The organism is Roseibium sp. QJM3NY_11, assembly GCF_056173175.1.
Window position 1 is genome coordinate 2,810,729 of the sequence record NZ_CM149660.1, and the last position, 14,863, is coordinate 2,825,591.

Annotated in this window: 14 protein-coding genes and 1 pseudogene; 8 read left to right on the forward strand and 7 right to left on the reverse strand. The window is 61.3% G+C overall.

The window, feature by feature from the left end; all coding sequences use genetic code 11:
- Positions 1-39: 39 nt before the first annotated feature.
- A pseudogene (locus AC0VX3_RS13035) lies at positions 40-864 on the reverse strand (adenylate/guanylate cyclase domain-containing protein); the annotation flags it as partial.
- Between the two features lie 487 nt (positions 865-1,351).
- Here AC0VX3_RS13035 and AC0VX3_RS13040 point away from each other — a divergent pair.
- The 6 genes from AC0VX3_RS13040 (at position 1,352) to AC0VX3_RS13065 (ending at position 8,084) form a co-directional block, all read left to right on the forward strand.
- Positions 1,352-3,745, forward strand: coding sequence for a patatin-like protein (locus AC0VX3_RS13040; RefSeq protein ID WP_475525045.1), 2,394 nt, complete (start codon positions 1,352-1,354; stop codon positions 3,743-3,745).
- A 101-nt stretch (positions 3,746-3,846) separates the two neighbouring features.
- On the forward strand, positions 3,847-4,626 hold the full coding sequence (locus AC0VX3_RS13045; protein WP_475525046.1) for a sterol desaturase family protein: 780 nt from the start codon (positions 3,847-3,849) through the stop codon (positions 4,624-4,626).
- Positions 4,626-5,405, forward strand: a complete 780-nt coding sequence (locus tag AC0VX3_RS13050) for a sterol desaturase family protein (protein WP_475525047.1) — start codon at positions 4,626-4,628, stop codon at positions 5,403-5,405. Before AC0VX3_RS13045 ends, AC0VX3_RS13050 begins: the two co-directional genes overlap by 1 nt.
- 74 nt (positions 5,406-5,479) lie before the next feature.
- Complete coding sequence (locus AC0VX3_RS13055) at positions 5,480-6,268, forward strand: sterol desaturase family protein (RefSeq protein ID WP_475525048.1); 789 nt, start codon at positions 5,480-5,482, stop codon at positions 6,266-6,268.
- A gap of 275 nt (positions 6,269-6,543) precedes the next feature.
- Complete coding sequence (gene crcB, locus AC0VX3_RS13060) at positions 6,544-6,933, forward strand: fluoride efflux transporter CrcB (protein WP_475525049.1); 390 nt, start codon at positions 6,544-6,546, stop codon at positions 6,931-6,933.
- A gap of 131 nt (positions 6,934-7,064) precedes the next feature.
- Positions 7,065-8,084, forward strand: a complete 1,020-nt coding sequence (locus AC0VX3_RS13065) for an RluA family pseudouridine synthase (protein WP_342892502.1) — start codon at positions 7,065-7,067, stop codon at positions 8,082-8,084.
- A gap of 21 nt (positions 8,085-8,105) precedes the next feature.
- Here AC0VX3_RS13065 and AC0VX3_RS13070 read toward each other — a convergent pair whose 3' ends face one another.
- From AC0VX3_RS13070 to AC0VX3_RS13080, 3 genes are all read right to left on the reverse strand, one after another.
- Positions 8,106-8,606: a P-loop nucleotide/nucleoside kinase family protein gene (locus AC0VX3_RS13070; RefSeq protein WP_475525050.1), complete on the reverse strand. Its 501-nt coding sequence runs from the start codon at positions 8,604-8,606 to the stop codon at positions 8,106-8,108.
- Between the two features lie 49 nt (positions 8,607-8,655).
- On the reverse strand, positions 8,656-8,826 hold the full coding sequence (locus tag AC0VX3_RS13075) for a hypothetical protein (protein ID WP_342892504.1): 171 nt from the start codon (positions 8,824-8,826) through the stop codon (positions 8,656-8,658).
- A gap of 68 nt (positions 8,827-8,894) precedes the next feature.
- Positions 8,895-10,175: a DUF2778 domain-containing protein gene (locus AC0VX3_RS13080; protein ID WP_475525051.1), complete on the reverse strand. Its 1,281-nt coding sequence runs from the start codon at positions 10,173-10,175 to the stop codon at positions 8,895-8,897.
- Positions 10,176-10,593: 418 nt separating this feature from the next.
- On the opposite strand from AC0VX3_RS13080, the gene AC0VX3_RS13085 reads away from it, so the two are divergent.
- Both AC0VX3_RS13085 and AC0VX3_RS13090 read left to right on the forward strand, forming a co-directional pair.
- Entirely contained in the window at positions 10,594-11,274 is a 681-nt protein-coding gene (locus AC0VX3_RS13085) for an HAD-IA family hydrolase (protein WP_475525052.1), read from the forward strand.
- The gene (locus AC0VX3_RS13090; protein ID WP_475525053.1) at positions 11,274-12,047 is read left to right on the forward strand and encodes an ATP12 family chaperone protein; all 774 of its coding nucleotides are present in this window, start codon (positions 11,274-11,276) and stop codon (positions 12,045-12,047) included. The genes AC0VX3_RS13085 and AC0VX3_RS13090 overlap by 1 nt, the downstream gene beginning before the upstream one ends.
- A 97-nt stretch (positions 12,048-12,144) precedes the next feature.
- Here AC0VX3_RS13090 and AC0VX3_RS13095 read toward each other — a convergent pair whose 3' ends face one another.
- The 3 genes from AC0VX3_RS13095 to AC0VX3_RS13105 all read right to left on the reverse strand — a co-directional run bounded on the left by AC0VX3_RS13095 (position 12,145) and on the right by AC0VX3_RS13105 (position 14,802).
- Positions 12,145-12,450: a GIY-YIG nuclease family protein gene (locus AC0VX3_RS13095; protein WP_475525054.1), complete on the reverse strand. Its 306-nt coding sequence runs from the start codon at positions 12,448-12,450 to the stop codon at positions 12,145-12,147.
- 118 nt (positions 12,451-12,568) lie between these two features.
- Complete coding sequence (gene mgtE / locus AC0VX3_RS13100; RefSeq protein WP_475525055.1) at positions 12,569-13,993, reverse strand: magnesium transporter; 1,425 nt, start codon at positions 13,991-13,993, stop codon at positions 12,569-12,571.
- Positions 13,994-14,070: 77 nt separating this feature from the next.
- Complete coding sequence (locus AC0VX3_RS13105) at positions 14,071-14,802, reverse strand: proteasome-type protease (RefSeq protein ID WP_475525056.1); 732 nt, start codon at positions 14,800-14,802, stop codon at positions 14,071-14,073.
- Positions 14,803-14,863: the final 61 nt, after the last annotated feature.

Consider the following 14,863-nt stretch of genomic DNA (forward strand, 5'->3'; position numbering starts at 1 on the left):
GTCGGACGGGGAAGAACGGGCGGTCTGCCGGACCGCGGCTCAGTCCGCTTTCAGGCGGTCCAGAGCGCTCTGGAGGGATTTCTTCAGGTTGTCGCGGTCCTGCGGGCTGATGGAGTCCGGCAGGCCCACGGCAAGGTCGCCAAGCTGCCGGGTTATGGCAGGCAGATCGGGTGTCTGCCGGACCGCCGCGGGCTCTTTCAGGCCGATCACTTCATATGTGGTGACCGGATAGGCGATGCCCTTGACCGTGATCTCGCCGTTTTCGACACAGGTGATGTGATCCTGGACCTGGGAATAGGTCTCGAAGGAGGTCAGGATCGAGCCCGGCGTCGACAGGCTTTCCAGTCTGGAGGCGGTGTTCACGCCGCGGCCGATGATCGTGTAGTCGAGCCGGGTGTCGCTGCCGAAGTTGCCGACAGTGCAATAGTCGGTGTGGATGCCCATGCGGCATTTGAGCGGCCTGGAGATGCCGGCCGCGCGCCAGACATCCTGGAGCTGCGTCATGCGCTCCTGCATTTCGATGGCCATGCGCACGCAGGCCAGCGCGTCCTCGGGCACCCCGCGCGACTCCGGGTCCCCGAAAAAGATCAGGATGGCATCGCCGACATACTTGTCGATCGTCGCACCGTGCTTGAGCGCGATATGCGACATTTCGGTCAGGTACTGATTGAGGATCGAGGTCAGTTCTTCCGATTCCAGCCTGTCGGCGGTCTCGGTGAAATCCGCGATATCGGAAAAGAAGACGGTGAGCTTCTTGCGTGTCGCGGCAATCTTGACTTCCTGGCGGCCGTCGAAGATCGACTTGTAGACTTGCGGCGACAGATATTTGGCGAGTTGCCTGGACAGATTCTCAAGACGGCTGGACTGGTTGGCGAGCTGATCTTCGACAGCTTCGCCATGTTCGATGGTGGCCTCGTACAGAAGGCGGAGGTCCTCAAGTTCGGATCTCAGATACGCGTTTTCTTCCTCAAGGACGTCAAGAGGGGCAGGGTCCGCGGAAGTCTTGTTCGCAGCCGAGTGTCGCACCAATTTGTTATTACTCTCTGCCATTTCAGTCTGCGATGTTGTGATCGGGCCAGTTGGTCGGCTTATAGTCTCGATTGTTTAAGAATCAGCCGTAAAAGTAATGACTATCCTAGCCTCATATTCCCTGTGGACGATCAAAAAAACGTTTTTCAAGGCAGGGAAGTTCCATACCGGACAAGCTTCGCACACGGTTCGGCTGGAATTGACGTAGGACAGCATGAATTCGCGGCGCGGTTTTTACCTCGCGAATACGCGTGATCTCGGACCTGACAGTTGTCGACAGGTACCGGGCCACGTGCCGGACCGACAGGATTGCGGTGATTGCATGAAAGAAATAGAGCTCAGACTTGCACTTGTGCTTTATGGCGGTGTTTCCCTGGCCATTTACATGCACGGTGTCAGTCGTGAGGTCCTGAACCTGGTCAGGGCTTCAAGTATCCGGCTCGACCGGAAGGCGCGCAAGGCGCCGCCGGAGAACGGCGAGCGGGATCTGACGCCGGTACAGCACGCCTTCCACGATCTTCTTGATCTGCTGTCACCGGTGGCCGACATCCGGGTCGTGGTCGATGCCATCGCAGGCGCTTCGGCCGGCGGGGTCAACGGCATCATGCTGGCGCGGGCGATCACCCACGACCTGCCCCTCGACAGCCACAGCCGGATGTGGCTCGAAAATGCCGATGTCACGCGATTGGCGCGGCCTCAATCCGGTCTGTCCCGCTATCTGAAGATCTCGATTTCGCCGATGCTGGACCAGATGATTTCGTCTCGGCTCAAGAAGCAGATAGAAAGCCCGGAAACCCGGGAAAAGCTGCGATTGTTCATGCAGGCGCGCTGGTTCTCGCCACCGTTTTCCGGCGAGCGTTTCATCAGCTGGATGCTCGATGCCTGCCGGGAGATGGAAAAGGATGCCCGCGCCGGCCAGAGCCTCATTCCGCGGGGCCAGACGCTGGATCTCTTCGTCACCATCACCGATTACAATGGTGTCAGGCGGCGGATTCACCTGGACGATCCTGATTTCGTGGAGGAATGGGATCATCGACGGATCCTGAATTTCCGCGCGGACCATCGCATGCCGGGTTCAGTCAACAGCCAGTTCGATAGCGACAACATTCCCGATCTTGTGTTCGCGGCGCGGGCGACGTCCTCTTTTCCCGGCGCTTTTCCGCCGGCGACGGTCGCGGAGATGGAGCGGGTTCTGGCCGGTCACAAGCAGAGCTGGCGCAACCGGGATGCCTTTCTTGCCCGGGGGTTCCAGCTCGATGCCGACACGGCCGGCCGGCACTGTTTTGTCGACGGCAGTGTGGTGATGAACAAACCGTTCGCTCCGGTGCTGGACGTCATCCAGGACAAACCGGCGGCGCGCGAAGTCGCCCGGCGTCTGATCTATGTCGATCCGGCGCCGGTCGAGCACACGCAAGGCGGTGCCGGAGCGAGCGAATTGCCGGGATTCTTCCGGGTGATCCTGGCCTCGCTCGCCCATATTCCCCGCAACGAGCCGATTGGCGACGACCTGAAGGAACTGGAACAGAACAACCGGCGCAGCCGCTGGCTGTCCCAGTTGATCGATTCCGCCGGACCGGCGGTCGATCAGGCGGTGTCCGGCCTCCTTCCACGGCGCCGGAAGGTGACGCCCGAACTGTTGTCCAGGTGCCGCAGGCAGGCCACGGTGGCGGCTTTCGAACAGGCCGGCTTCGCGTTTTTGAACTATCAGTCGCTGAAACTGCATTCGCTGGCCGAACGGCTGGCGCGGCTGACCGTCCGGCTGAGCGGGCCGGACGAGGCGCGCAATCATGAAGAAACGCTGCTGGGGCTGATATCGGATCACTTCAACGCTCTGGTCGCGCAAAGCGGGGATGTGCTGGGCAGGACCGACCCGGTCATCGTGGGCCTTCTGCGCGGACTGGATATTGACTACAGGATCCGCCGGCTGCGTTTTGCCATCCGCAAGCTCAACGGTTTTTACCAGCACAAGCGCGACGGCACGATCGCGCCCCCCGACACGGAGGCGCTCGATCATCTCAAGGGTCTGCTTTACGAGCAGATCGATCATCTGGGCTGGCGCTGGAAAGAGCCGTTCTTCGGCGCGAACAGCCGTGAACTGGCCGCCGCTTTTCTGCGCGACGTGGAGGCAGGTGCCAGCACCGCCGGTGCGCATGTCGCGCCGCTGCTCGCGTCCTTCACGGACAGGATGGGGCTGGCCGATCTGGACAGACTGCAGGATGAGGTGTTTTCGGAAACGGCGCGTAGTCTGCTCGACCGGGACCGCCACCTGTCGCTGATGCGCTCCTATATCGGGTTCGGCTTTTTCGACCTGATCACGTTTCCTGTCCTGCAGCGCAATGATTTTTCCGAGGTGACGGAAATCCTGGTCGACCGGATCAGCCCGACGGATGCCGCCAGCCTCTATACGGAAGGGTTCGATCTCAAGGGCAAGTCGCTGAATACCTTCGGTGCCTTCTTCAATCGCGGCTGGCGCGAGCACGATTACCTCTGGGGACGGTTGAACGCTGCTGACCGGCTGGTCAGCATTGTTCTGTCCGCAGCCGGGGAAGGCACTTTGCCGCAGCCTCAGGTCAATCAGGCCAGGGCCTGCATCTTTCTCGCGATCCTGGAAGAGGAACGGAGCAAACTCACTGAAATTCCGGAAGAAATCGAGCGGATCGACAAGCTGGTCCGTTCCGTCTTCCCTGATTTCGAACATGTTGCCGAAGAGGTTTAGGCGGACGGGCCGACAAATCGGCAAGTGTTTCCTTGACGTGAGGTCCGCTGTTTGGCTAACCACAGGAGGCGTGGGCGCCAACCGGACGGACCAGGGACTTCATGGATTTTGTATTTGCGACAATCGGGACGGGAGCCGGGGCATTTTTTGCCCTGTTCGCGGGGCTTTACGTCATCAGCCTGTGCGTGCTGTTCACGACGGGGCTGACGATGACGGCGCTGAACAAGCGCCATCCCGACCGGAAAATTCAGAAACGGCAGCCGACCCACGATGCTCTCAGGGACATCAGGTCCTCCATGGGGCAACTGGCGATCACCAGCATCTGCCTGTCCATCGGTCTCTACGCGCAGATGCGCGGCTGGACCCTGTTCGCGCCGGTTGCCCTGTCCTGGTGGTCCGTGCCCCTGTTCTTCGTCGTGTCGCTCGCGCTTCACGACACCTGGTTCTACTGGGGACACCGGATCCTGCATACGAAGCTGTTCTACCGGTTTCACAAGCCGCACCACATGACGGTTACGCCGACCGTCTGGTCCAACGATGCCGGCTCCAGTGTGGATACGATCTTCGCGCATTCCTATTACGCCCTGGTTCTGTTCGTGGTTCCGATGCCGCCGCTCGTGTTCCTCGGACACCGCCTGTTCGACCAGGTTTCCGCGGCCATCGGCCATTGCGGCTACGAACATTTCGCCAGCCGTAGCGCGCGCAAGCCGTGGCCGCTGCTGTGCACGCTCTACCACGATCAGCATCACCAGTATTTCGTCTATAACTACGCCAACTACTTCTCCTTCTGGGACCGGTACTGCGGCACGATCCATCCGACCTATGACGACAAGGTGGAAGGCTTCGAAGCGCTTTATGCGGGCAAGCAGGATCAGGCGTGATGGACCTTCTGATCGACTATCTCACGGTGTTCGCACTGACTTACCTGGCGATGGTGGCGGTCTATTTCGTCACCGGGTTCACCGTGCTGGCGATCAACGCGTCCCATCCGGATCGGCGTATCCAGAAGCACCGCGACGGCCTCAAGCGTCAGCGGGAGGAAATCCGCGCGTCCATGTCGGCGCTCGCGACCTCGTCCGCGCTCCTGTCCGCCGGATTTTTCGCGCAGGGCCAGGGCTGGACGCTGTTCGCGCCGCTGGAACTTTCCTGGTGGTCGTTCCCGCTGATGTTCGCGGTCTGCTTCGTGCTGTTCGATGCCTGGTTCTACTGGGGCCACCGGCTGCTGCACCTGCCGGCGCTCTACAAGTACCATGTGCCGCATCACCGCTCGATAGCGCCGACCGTATGGAGCAATGACAGCTCGACCACGGTCGATACCTTGATCGAGCACTTTTTCTATTTTCTGGTCTGGTTCGTGCTGCCGGTTCCCGCGCTCAGCGTGTTTGCGCTGCGTCTGTTCGACCAGATCTCCGGAATGGTCGGCCATTCCGGGTTCGAATATTTCGCATCAAGGTCGTCGCGGTTTCCCTCGCCGCTGATCTGCACGACGTTCCATGATCTGCATCATTCGCAATTCCACTATAACTACGGTAACTTCTTTTCTTTCTGGGACCGGTTCTGCGGTACGGTCCACCCCAAATACGATGCGCTGGTGCGCTCGATGGAAGAAACCGGCGAGATTCCGGAAACGGAAGACACAAAAATCAAGGCAACCGGGTAAGCCCGCACATTTTTTCGCCTCTTGTGCGTTCTCGCTGTGCCAGCCAACCGACCGATTGGACTTTAAGGAAAATCATGCTGAATCAGGCCCTGACCGTTCTGCTGGAATTTCTGCCGATTTACGCGGCCGTCTACGTGATCAACGTGTTCCTGTATTTCGCCACCGGCTGGGTGCTGGTGCAGATCCAGAACCGGCATCCCGAGCGGCGCATTCAGCAGAACCGGCGCGGCGAAAAGCGCATGTGGAAGGAAATCCGCGCGAGCGTGCTGTCGCTGACTGTGACCGCGGGCTGTCTCGCGGGTGGCATCTTCCTGTCGCTCAAGGGCTGGACGCTGGTGTCGCCGCTGGAGCTGTCCTGGTGGTCCGTCATCCTGATGTTCGCGGTCTCCATCGTCGCTTACGACACCTGGTTCTACTGGGCGCACCGGTTCATGCACACCAAGGTGATGTACCGGTTTCACGCCGAGCACCACCGGTCCGTCGCACCGACGGTGTGGAGCACCTATTCCGACGATCTGGTCGATGCCTTCGTGATGCAGAGCTACTACCTGTGGATCGTGATCTTCCTGCCGATCGCGATCCCGGTTCTGATCGTTCACCGCCTGTGGGATCATTTCAACGGAACCATCGGTCATTCCGGATTTGAGTTCTGGGCGTCTCCGATGTCTCGGATGCCGTCGCCGATGGTCTGCGTGACTTTCCATGACCAGCATCATTCCCGGTTCCGCTACAATTTCGCCAATTTCTTTTCGTTCTGGGACCGGGTTTGCGGCACCATCGATCCGAAATATGACGATCAGGTCAAGGTGTTCGAGCACATGGGTGAGGACAAGGATGCCAAAACCCCGGCTCCGGGCGAATAGACCCCGTGTCATGGTCCCGTTCGGGGCCGTCAAATGACGGATTGACCCGCCGCACTGCAAAGGCTTTGCTGAAGGAACAACCCGGGTCTGCCGGTCACCCGAGACCGGGGTCCCGCACCCTGATCCGGACCAGTCGGGATGACCTTCAGCAGGTCCGACGCACGTCCGGGGCGGCGGCGTAAGGAAGTCGGTGCCAGATCCGGTGCCAGGCCCGGCGAATGATCCGGTGGCACGGGCGCCCGCCGTAAAATCTCTCCGTCGAATGGGGCCAGGATTTGAACCATCTTCTTCTTGTAATGCTCGGCGGTGGTATCGGTGCCGGTGGACGGCATCTGGTGTCGATGGTGATGCTCAGGCTGTTCGGACCGGGATTTCCTCTCGGCACGCTCAGCGTAAATATCATCGGATCGCTGGTCATGGGTCTCTTCATCGGCTGGCTGGTCAAGCACGAGACCGCAACCGGCGGTCTTCAGTCGCTGCGCTATTTCTTCGCAACCGGCATACTCGGCGGTTTTACAACGTTCTCGGCCTTTTCCCTTGATACCGCCGTTTTGTGGGAACGGGGCGATACCCACCTTGCGCTCATGTATGTCGCCGCATCGGTGCTGCTGTCGATCACCGCGGTCTTCGCCGGACTGATAATCATGCGCCAGGTCGGTTCCTAACTTTCCCTTCCCTTTGACGGCAATTGCGCCTATACGCTCCGGAACGATTTTTCGCTCCGGCGCCTTCCAGGCGCGGGGCCCTGGACCGCGCGGGACCGCAAAAATCCCCTGCCGCCAAAATTGAGAACAACATGTCCGCGATTGAACAGAAACATGTGACCGCCGATGAGGCGGGCATGCGCCTCGACCGTTGGTTCAAGGCCCACTATCCGGGGCTGGGCTTCGGCCGCCTGCAGAAACTGCTGCGCACGGGCCAGGTGCGGGTTGACGGCAAGCGCGTGGAGGCAAGCACGCGCATCGCCAAGGGCCAGATGGTGCGCATTCCGCCGCTCGGCGTCGAGTTGCCCGCCAACGACAAAAGGAATGCCCGGCCGAAATCCACCAAGCTGATCGACGACGACCGCAAGGCCATCGAGGACATGCTGCTGTTCGAGGACAGTCAGGTGATGGTTCTCAACAAGCCCGCCGGACTGGCGGTGCAGGGGGGCTCCGGGCTCAAGCGCCATCTGGACGGCATGCTGGAGGCCTTCACCGACCAGAAAGGCGACAAGCCGCGTCTGGTCCACCGGCTCGACCGGGAGACGTCCGGCATCATTCTGGTGGCGCGGACGCGCAAGGCGGCGCAGGAACTGACCAAGGCGTTCCGGCACCGCAACACCCGCAAGATCTATTGGGCGATGCTGGCAGGCGTGCCCAAGCCCAAGCAGGGCCGTATCTCGACCTTCCTGGCACGCGACGAGGAAGAAGAGCGCATGCGGGTGGCCCGTCAGGGCGACGACGAGGCACAGCACGCCGTCTCGCTCTACTCGGTGTTCGAGCAGTCCGCGCAGAAACTGTCCTGGGTGACCTTGAAACCGGTCACCGGACGGACCCATCAGCTCAGGGCCCATGCCGCCCATATCGGCACTCCGATCATCGGCGACGACAAGTATTTCAACATCGAGAACTGGGAGCTGCCGGGCGGTATCCAGAACCGGCTGCATCTGCTCGCCCGCCGGATCGTGATCCCGCACCCTTCAGGCCACGGCCAGATCGACGTCTCGGCGCCGCTGCCGCCCCACATGCAGCAGACCTGGAACCTTCTGGGGTTCGATGCCTCGGACTACGATCCGGAAACGGACGATCCGGACGACGCGCTCAACAAGCGCTAGCCGCGATGATCCCGCCGGCGTTCAGGGGATGGTTTCGTAGCGCGTCAGGTTGAAGCCTTCGTCCGCGGAAGGCGGCTCGAAATGAGCCGTCACCTTGTCGAACTGTGCCTCGGTCACATTGAAATCATGGGTGCCTTCAGCGTTGCGCAGGAGAAGCCGTGCCTTGCAGATCTCATCGGGGGCGTCGAGGTAGTGAAGCTGATGATGGCATTGAGCCTCGTTGATGAGGCGGCGCATCCAAAGTCTGCTGTTCCGCGTGTTGGCCTGGAAGTCGAGAACCACCGACGTCCCGTTCCGCAGCAACTCGATGACATGTGGCGCAATCGTCTGTCTCAAACGGGCGGAATATCGCACATAGTCCGCGAGTGTGCGGAGCTCGCCGGAATACAGACCGGAGAGCCAGGCATCCTCGCTCAGGAGAAGGGTGCAGGGGTGCGAAGCAAGCTGTCCGGCCAGCGTCGACTTGCCGGATGCGACTTTTCCGCAAAGCAGATGAAGTGTGGTTTGAGAGGGTGTCGTCATTGCGGCCGGAAGCGTGTCTCGTTCGATGGAACTGCGCCGGGAACGGGTCTTACAGCCCGTGAAACAGTGCGGTCAGGATCACCGAGGCGAAGGTGACTGCGACGACACCGGCGACCAGTTTCCAGGCGTCGGAACGTTTCTTCAAACCCGGCCAGCCGAGCGGTTTGATCACCTGGATCGCGGCAACCAGAAAAAGCAGAAGAATAAGGACCTTGGTCAAGTGCGGATCCGGAAGGTGATTGGCGTGGCCGTTTCACATAGCCTTTGCCACCACCGGAGTCGAGTGCTTTAGGCGCCGGTGCTTCTGCGGTGCTGGGCGTAGTAGGTCGGCAGTTTTTCCATGGACGGAACGACGATCAGTGTCTTGACCTTGCCGCGTTTGAAGGCCTTCAGGAACTTGTTGTAGTCCTTGAAGGCGACACAGCCGTGAGACCCGATCGAGCGGCGCAGCAGGCGGGTGTGGGTCAGCATGCCGTCACGGCCCTTCATGGCGGCGCGGTCAAGCGGCAGCATGCGGATGGCCTCGACACCATGGAAGCGCCGCTCGCGCATGCGCAGCCGGTAGACGTTCGGCGGTGTCGGGCCGTAATTCTTCACATAGGCGTATTTCGGATTGTCCATGCGGTGGCCGATGCCCGAATGGGCTTCCAGCTTGGTGCCGTCCGGCATATGCACGGTGGCGGAGCTGATGTCGTAGACCGCGACCTTGCTGGCCGGTCCGGGCAGGCCGCCCTTCGGGCCGCCGAAGAGTTTGCCGAGCCCGCCGAAGACGCCGCTCTCATCGTCCTCGGGATTGCCCGGCCGTGCGTAGGCAAGGACCGGCGCGGTTTCTTCCGGCGGCGCGGTTCGGCGGGGCCGGGCTGTGGCTGACGTCCTGCGCGGAGCGGCGGGCTTTGTGTCGGGCGCCGGTGGCAGGATCGCGCCCGGCCGGCCGATGGCCGGCGTTGCCAGGCTTGCCATGACGGCCGGCGCGGAATTGGCGATGACATCGGTGTCCGCGATCGCGCCCGTACCCACGCTCTGGTTCACGGCAATGGCAACGGAAATGCCGGAACCGGCGGCTTGCGTTCCGGTTTCCGCGGATCCGAATTCGGACCCGGACGTGGAACGGGTCTGTGCGGCAAGCAGTGTGCGGGCCAGTTTCAGCCGTGCGAGCTTCCGTGCCAGAGCCGCCTTTGCGGCTTGCCGGGCCTTGAGCTGTCCGGTTGCGGCCGCCATCCTGCGCGCGTCAGCCAGATCGATGGATATGCTTGCGTGTGCGCTGTCGCGCGGTGGCTGAAAAGACAGCGCTGTTACCTTGACGTTCGCGGCCGCTCGGGGCGCGGGTCCGGGTTGTGCAGGCAAGGGGAGGGCCTTGTCAGGTCCGGCCTGCGAGAGTGTCAGTTGCCCGGCGGTCCGCGTGTCGGAGGCAAAGTGGGCCGATGTCAGCGACGTTCCCAGATGCGCAACCGTCACCGCGAAGCTCGAGATCAAAAGGGTGGCACCGGCAAGCACGGTATAAAACGCGCGGCCGCTCTTGCTGTCCCTGGTGAGCCTGTTCCGGCCAGTTGAATTGCTGTTGCGTTGCATGCAGACAAAACCACTCTGTCGCGCCGGCCGTACCGGCCGCGGTCCCAAATTCAAATCTGCCGGCAGCCATCTTGCGCCAGACGATCCTGCCCACCCACATCAGGGATTGTCGTCGATCATGGTGACCAGTGTGTTTAGAAACATGGTTAACAGGATCCTAAGTGCCGGGTGAGCGCTCGATTGCAAGAATAAAGGGGCAATTTTCAGGCGCTTTTCCAATTTTCGCGATATCCAAAGATTGCGGGTCACTTTGCCGCGCAGCAGGGAAGTCCTTGCCTATCGTTGAAACTGCTTAAGGGGACCCGGAATTTCTCGGGAATTGCCTGCGCGCGCAGCGAAACGGACGGCGGGCCTTGACGCTTGGGTCAAAACCCGGCACATGCGGAACCGCAATTTCCAGTCTTCCGATAGGCCCTCAATGTACCTGATCGTATTTGACGTCGATGGCACGCTGGTGGACAGCCAGAACACGATCCTGCACGGATTGCAGGTGGGCTTCGACGCAGTCGGGCTTGGCATGCCGGATCGGGAAACGGCCTTGTCGATCGTTGGCCGGTCGCTTGAGAACGCGTTTTCCGATCTTGTCGGCCCGTCCGGCCTGGACAAGGTGCCGGCCATGGCCGAGGCCTACCGGCAGTCGAAGGTCGCGCGCCGTCAGCAGGGGCTTGACGTCGATCCCCTGTACCCGGGCGCCCGCGAGGCGATCGACAGGCTCCACGCCAGGGAGGATGTTCTGCTCGGGATTGCCACTGGCAAGGCCATGCGCGGGGTCAGCCACATGCTGGAGATCCACGATTTGTCCGGCCGGTTCGTGACCTTCCAGACGGCGGACACGTCGCCCTCCAAGCCGCATCCCGACATGCTGCTGAGGGCCATGGCGGAGACGGGGACCGATCCGGAACGGACGCTGATGATCGGCGACACCGGCTTCGACATGGCCATGGCCAAATCGGCCGGTGCGCATGCGCTCGGCGTCACCTGGGGCTATCACGACCACAGCCGGCTGAACGAAACCGGAGCGGACCGTCTTGTCCATCATTACGGCGAGCTGGATGCGGCTGTCTCGGAAATGTTGAAGTTCAACGAGGAAACAACCTGATGCGTGACTTTATTGAAGTCTTGCAGGAAGACGCTGCCAAGGATCCCGAACAGCGCGCGCGGGACCTGTCCAGGCGTGAACTTCCCAAGCGGTTCTACAAGGAAGCGGCGCATGTCGCGGTCGATGGCGGCTATGCCATCCATCTGGACGGCCGCCCGGTCAAGACCCCCGGCAAGGCGACGCTGCTGCTGCCCAGCGCAGCGCTCGGCGCGGCGGTTGCCGCCGAATGGGAAGCGCAGGAAAAGGAAATCAACCCGGCTGTCATGCCTTTGACCCGGCTCGCCAATTCGGCCCAGGACGCGGTCAGCGTCCGCTTCGCAGAAGTGGCCGATGAGGTGACGCGGTTCGCCGGAAACGATGCGCTTTGTTATCGCGCCGATGATCCCGACAGCCTGGTCGAGACGCAGCACCGCCTCTGGGACCCCGTGGTCGACTGGGCCGGCAGTCTGCTCGGCGGGCGCTTCGTACTGATCGAGGGACTGATACACGCACCGCAGCCCGATGCTCTTCTTGCCGCCTATCGGCAGCGGATCGACACGCGAAGCCCCCTGAGCCTGGCCGCGTTGCACACCGTCACCAGCCTGACCGGCTCGGCCCTGCTTGCCCTTGCCCTTTCCGAAGGCCATCTCGATCCGGACAGCGTCTGGTCCGCCGCCCACGCGGAAGAGGACTTCACCATCGAACGCTGGGGCGAAGACGCCGAAGCAACCCGCCTGCGCGCCTACAAGCGAACGGAATTTGATGCCGCGGTGCTGATCCTGCGGGAAGGGTGAAGGCGTTTCGCGAGAGAATTGCGGGAGCTGCCTTCCTGAAATTGCGGCTTATGAAGTTTCCTGGGTCCCCGCTTTCGCGGGGATGACAAGGATTTTTTCAGTCACCCGACTTTAGCAAACCAGGCAAAAGGTCGTGCCAATCCGGATTAAATTTGGAAATGAGCTCAATCTTCCATGCGCGTTTCCATTTCTTGATATTCTTCTCGCGCTTGATTGCATATTCAACATCCGTGTGTGCTTCGAAATAGACCAGCCTGTGGACTTTATAGCGCCTTGTGAAGCTGCTGGCTGAACCCTCTCGGTGTTGCATGGTTCTTCGAACCAAATCGTTCGTTACACCGACGTAAAGGGTGCCACCCGCTTTGCTGGCAAGAATATACGTAAAATAGGAATGTCGTCGCATGCGCCGTCATTTTCGATTGTGACGCAGACAATAAACAGTTTGTCATCCCCGCGAAAGCGGGGACCCAGGAACCTTCATAGACTGTATCTGAAAACACCACCGCGTATTTAAGCCGCCTTCACCCCAGATAGAACGTGGTCGCCATCAGGAAGAAGATGAGCACGCCGAGGACGTTGTTGGAGGACGTGATGAAGACGCCGATGGCCATGGCCGGGTCGACGCCGATCTTGTCCAGGATGATCGGGACGCTCGCGCCGACAGTTGCAGCCAGGGTGGTGACGCACAGGAGCGACAGGGACGTGGCCAGAGCCAGACGCTCCGGGGCTTCCAGCGGCACCACGAGGGAGGCCAGCAGCACGAGGCAGCCCAGGATAATCCCGGCGACGGCACCGTTGAACAGCGCGGCCATCATTTCCTTCAGGAGCCTGTAGAAGATGTCGCCCGACCATAGCGCTCCGGTGGCGATCCCCTGGACCGCGACCGCGGACGCCTGGAGACCGGCATTGCCGGCCATGGACATGGTGACAGGGATGAAGGCGGCCAGGATCGCGGCTTCGGCGAGCTGGTCCTCATAGGAGCCGACGACGGTCGCGGCGACGCTGGCGCCGACAAGTCCGGCCAGCAGCCAGGGCAGACGGCCCCTGACGATCCTCAGGACCGTGTCGTCCGAGCGGGCTTCCGCGGAGACGCCGCTCATCAGCAGCATGTCCTCATTGGCCTCGTCCGACGCAATCCGGGTCAATTGCTTCGGCGTGATCCGGCCGAGCAGATGACCGTCTCCGCTGACGACAGGAACCGTGCGCATGTCGCGCTTGCGGGCAAGGCGAAGAACCTCTTCCTGGTCGGTATCTGCAGAGACGGCAATCACGTCCCTGTTCATGATTTTTCCGAGCGGCGTGTCGTGCGGTGCCAGCAGAAGCTTGCCGACCTCCACCGTGCCGACGAGCTTGCCCGACGCGTCGGTGACGTAGACGGTGAAGACCTTGCGGATCCGGTCGGCCTGCTCGCGCATCTGTGACACGGCTTCATCGGCCGTGCAATCCTCAGGAAGGGCAACGAATTTCTGGGCCATCACCCGGCCGGCCGTGTCGTCGGCATAGGATCCGCGCGTGCCGATGTCTTCCACGTCGCGGAGGCGGGCGATCAGTTCCTCGGCAACGTCGTCGGGAAACTCGTTGAGGATCTCGACCGCGTCTTCCGGGTCAAGTCCGGCAAGAATGTCGCGAAACTGCTCGAGCGTCGATTCCTCCATCAGGATGGAGCGGAACTCGGGGCGCAGTTCCGCAACCACCTTGATCGACGGATTGGCCGGCAGCCACTGGAACAGCTTGCGGGCCTGTTTCAGCCTGAGCCGCGTGAGCAGTTGCATGACGTTAACCGGATCCCAGCGTTTGAGCATGTCCACGAGCGGGGCCCGCTTGCCCGCCTTGATCATGTCGCGGACCGCCTTCAGCGCGGCATCGTTTTCGTCAAGCGGCTCTTGCGCCGGCTCCCGGGTCCAGGAGACGGTGTCAGGCTCGGGAACGGCGCTGGACGTGGTCATGATTGCTCACTTTGCGGAAGGGACCGGTCCGCTTCTATCGTCCGTTTGTGACGTTGCGCTGACAGCCCCAGTCGGGATCAGACTTCGAATTCTTCAATTTCGGCAAAGGCCTGACGGAGCTTTTCGGACCAGCCGTTCGACAGTTTCTGGAAATAGGGGTCGTCCTGCTGGATTCGCACCTGACGCTCGGTGGAAAAACTGTCGGTGTTGTAGAGCAGCATGTCGATGGGCATGCCGACCGACAGGTTGGAACGCACGGTGCTGTCGAAGGACAGAAGCACCAGTTTGGCGGCTTCGCCAAGACGCATGTCGGCGCGGGTAACGCGATCCAGAATCGGTTTGCCGTATTTGTGCTCGCCGATCTGAAGAAAGGGCGTGTCCTCGCAGACTTCGATGAAGTTGCCGGCGGCGTAGACCTGGAACATGCGTGGTTCCTCACCCTTGATCTGGCCGCCCAGAATGAAGGTGACGAAAAAGTTGTCGGCGCTCGCCGCAAGGGCTTCGCCGTCGATCGCCTTGACTTCCCGCACCGCGCTGCCGACCAGCCGGGCCACCTGAAACATGGTCTTGGCGGTCATCAGGGTGGCACGATCTGCGTCTGCCGAGGTGATGTGTTCGGTCAGCAACGAAATGACAGCCTGGGTCACGGCCAGGTTGCCTGCGGACAGCAGGGTGATCACCCGCTCGCCGGACTCCTGCCAGCTGTGCATCTTCTTGAACGTTGCAATGTTGTCGACCCCGGCATTGGTGCGCGTGTCGGAGGCAAACACAAGTCCGCGATCCAGTTTCAAGCCGACACAATAGGTCATTCGCAAGCCCTTCAGGCAATGTTCGGGAACAATCCGTCTGGAGAAGTCCGGAGCCGGCGTC

What these genes read in the sequence shown, in the direction of transcription:
- AC0VX3_RS13045 (WP_475525046.1), top strand. Translation starts at nt 3,847, where the DNA reads ATGGATTTTGTATTTGCGACAATCGGGACGGGAGCCGGGGCATTTTTT.
- AC0VX3_RS13040 (WP_475525045.1), top strand. Translation starts at nt 1,352, where the DNA reads ATGAAAGAAATAGAGCTCAGACTTGCACTTGTGCTTTATGGCGGTGTT.
- AC0VX3_RS13090 (WP_475525053.1), top strand. Translation starts at nt 11,274, where the DNA reads ATGCGTGACTTTATTGAAGTCTTGCAGGAAGACGCTGCCAAGGATCCC.
- AC0VX3_RS13065 (WP_342892502.1), top strand. Translation starts at nt 7,065, where the DNA reads ATGTCCGCGATTGAACAGAAACATGTGACCGCCGATGAGGCGGGCATG.
- AC0VX3_RS13080 (WP_475525051.1), bottom strand. Translation starts at nt 10,175, where the DNA reads ATGCAACGCAACAGCAATTCAACTGGCCGGAACAGGCTCACCAGGGAC.
- AC0VX3_RS13050 (WP_475525047.1), top strand. Translation starts at nt 4,626, where the DNA reads ATGGACCTTCTGATCGACTATCTCACGGTGTTCGCACTGACTTACCTG.
- AC0VX3_RS13105 (WP_475525056.1), bottom strand. Translation starts at nt 14,802, where the DNA reads ATGACCTATTGTGTCGGCTTGAAACTGGATCGCGGACTTGTGTTTGCC.
- AC0VX3_RS13055 (WP_475525048.1), top strand. Translation starts at nt 5,480, where the DNA reads ATGCTGAATCAGGCCCTGACCGTTCTGCTGGAATTTCTGCCGATTTAC.
- mgtE (WP_475525055.1), bottom strand. Translation starts at nt 13,993, where the DNA reads ATGACCACGTCCAGCGCCGTTCCCGAGCCTGACACCGTCTCCTGGACC.
- AC0VX3_RS13085 (WP_475525052.1), top strand. Translation starts at nt 10,594, where the DNA reads ATGTACCTGATCGTATTTGACGTCGATGGCACGCTGGTGGACAGCCAG.
- AC0VX3_RS13095 (WP_475525054.1), bottom strand. Translation starts at nt 12,450, where the DNA reads ATGCGACGACATTCCTATTTTACGTATATTCTTGCCAGCAAAGCGGGT.
- AC0VX3_RS13070 (WP_475525050.1), bottom strand. Translation starts at nt 8,606, where the DNA reads ATGACGACACCCTCTCAAACCACACTTCATCTGCTTTGCGGAAAAGTC.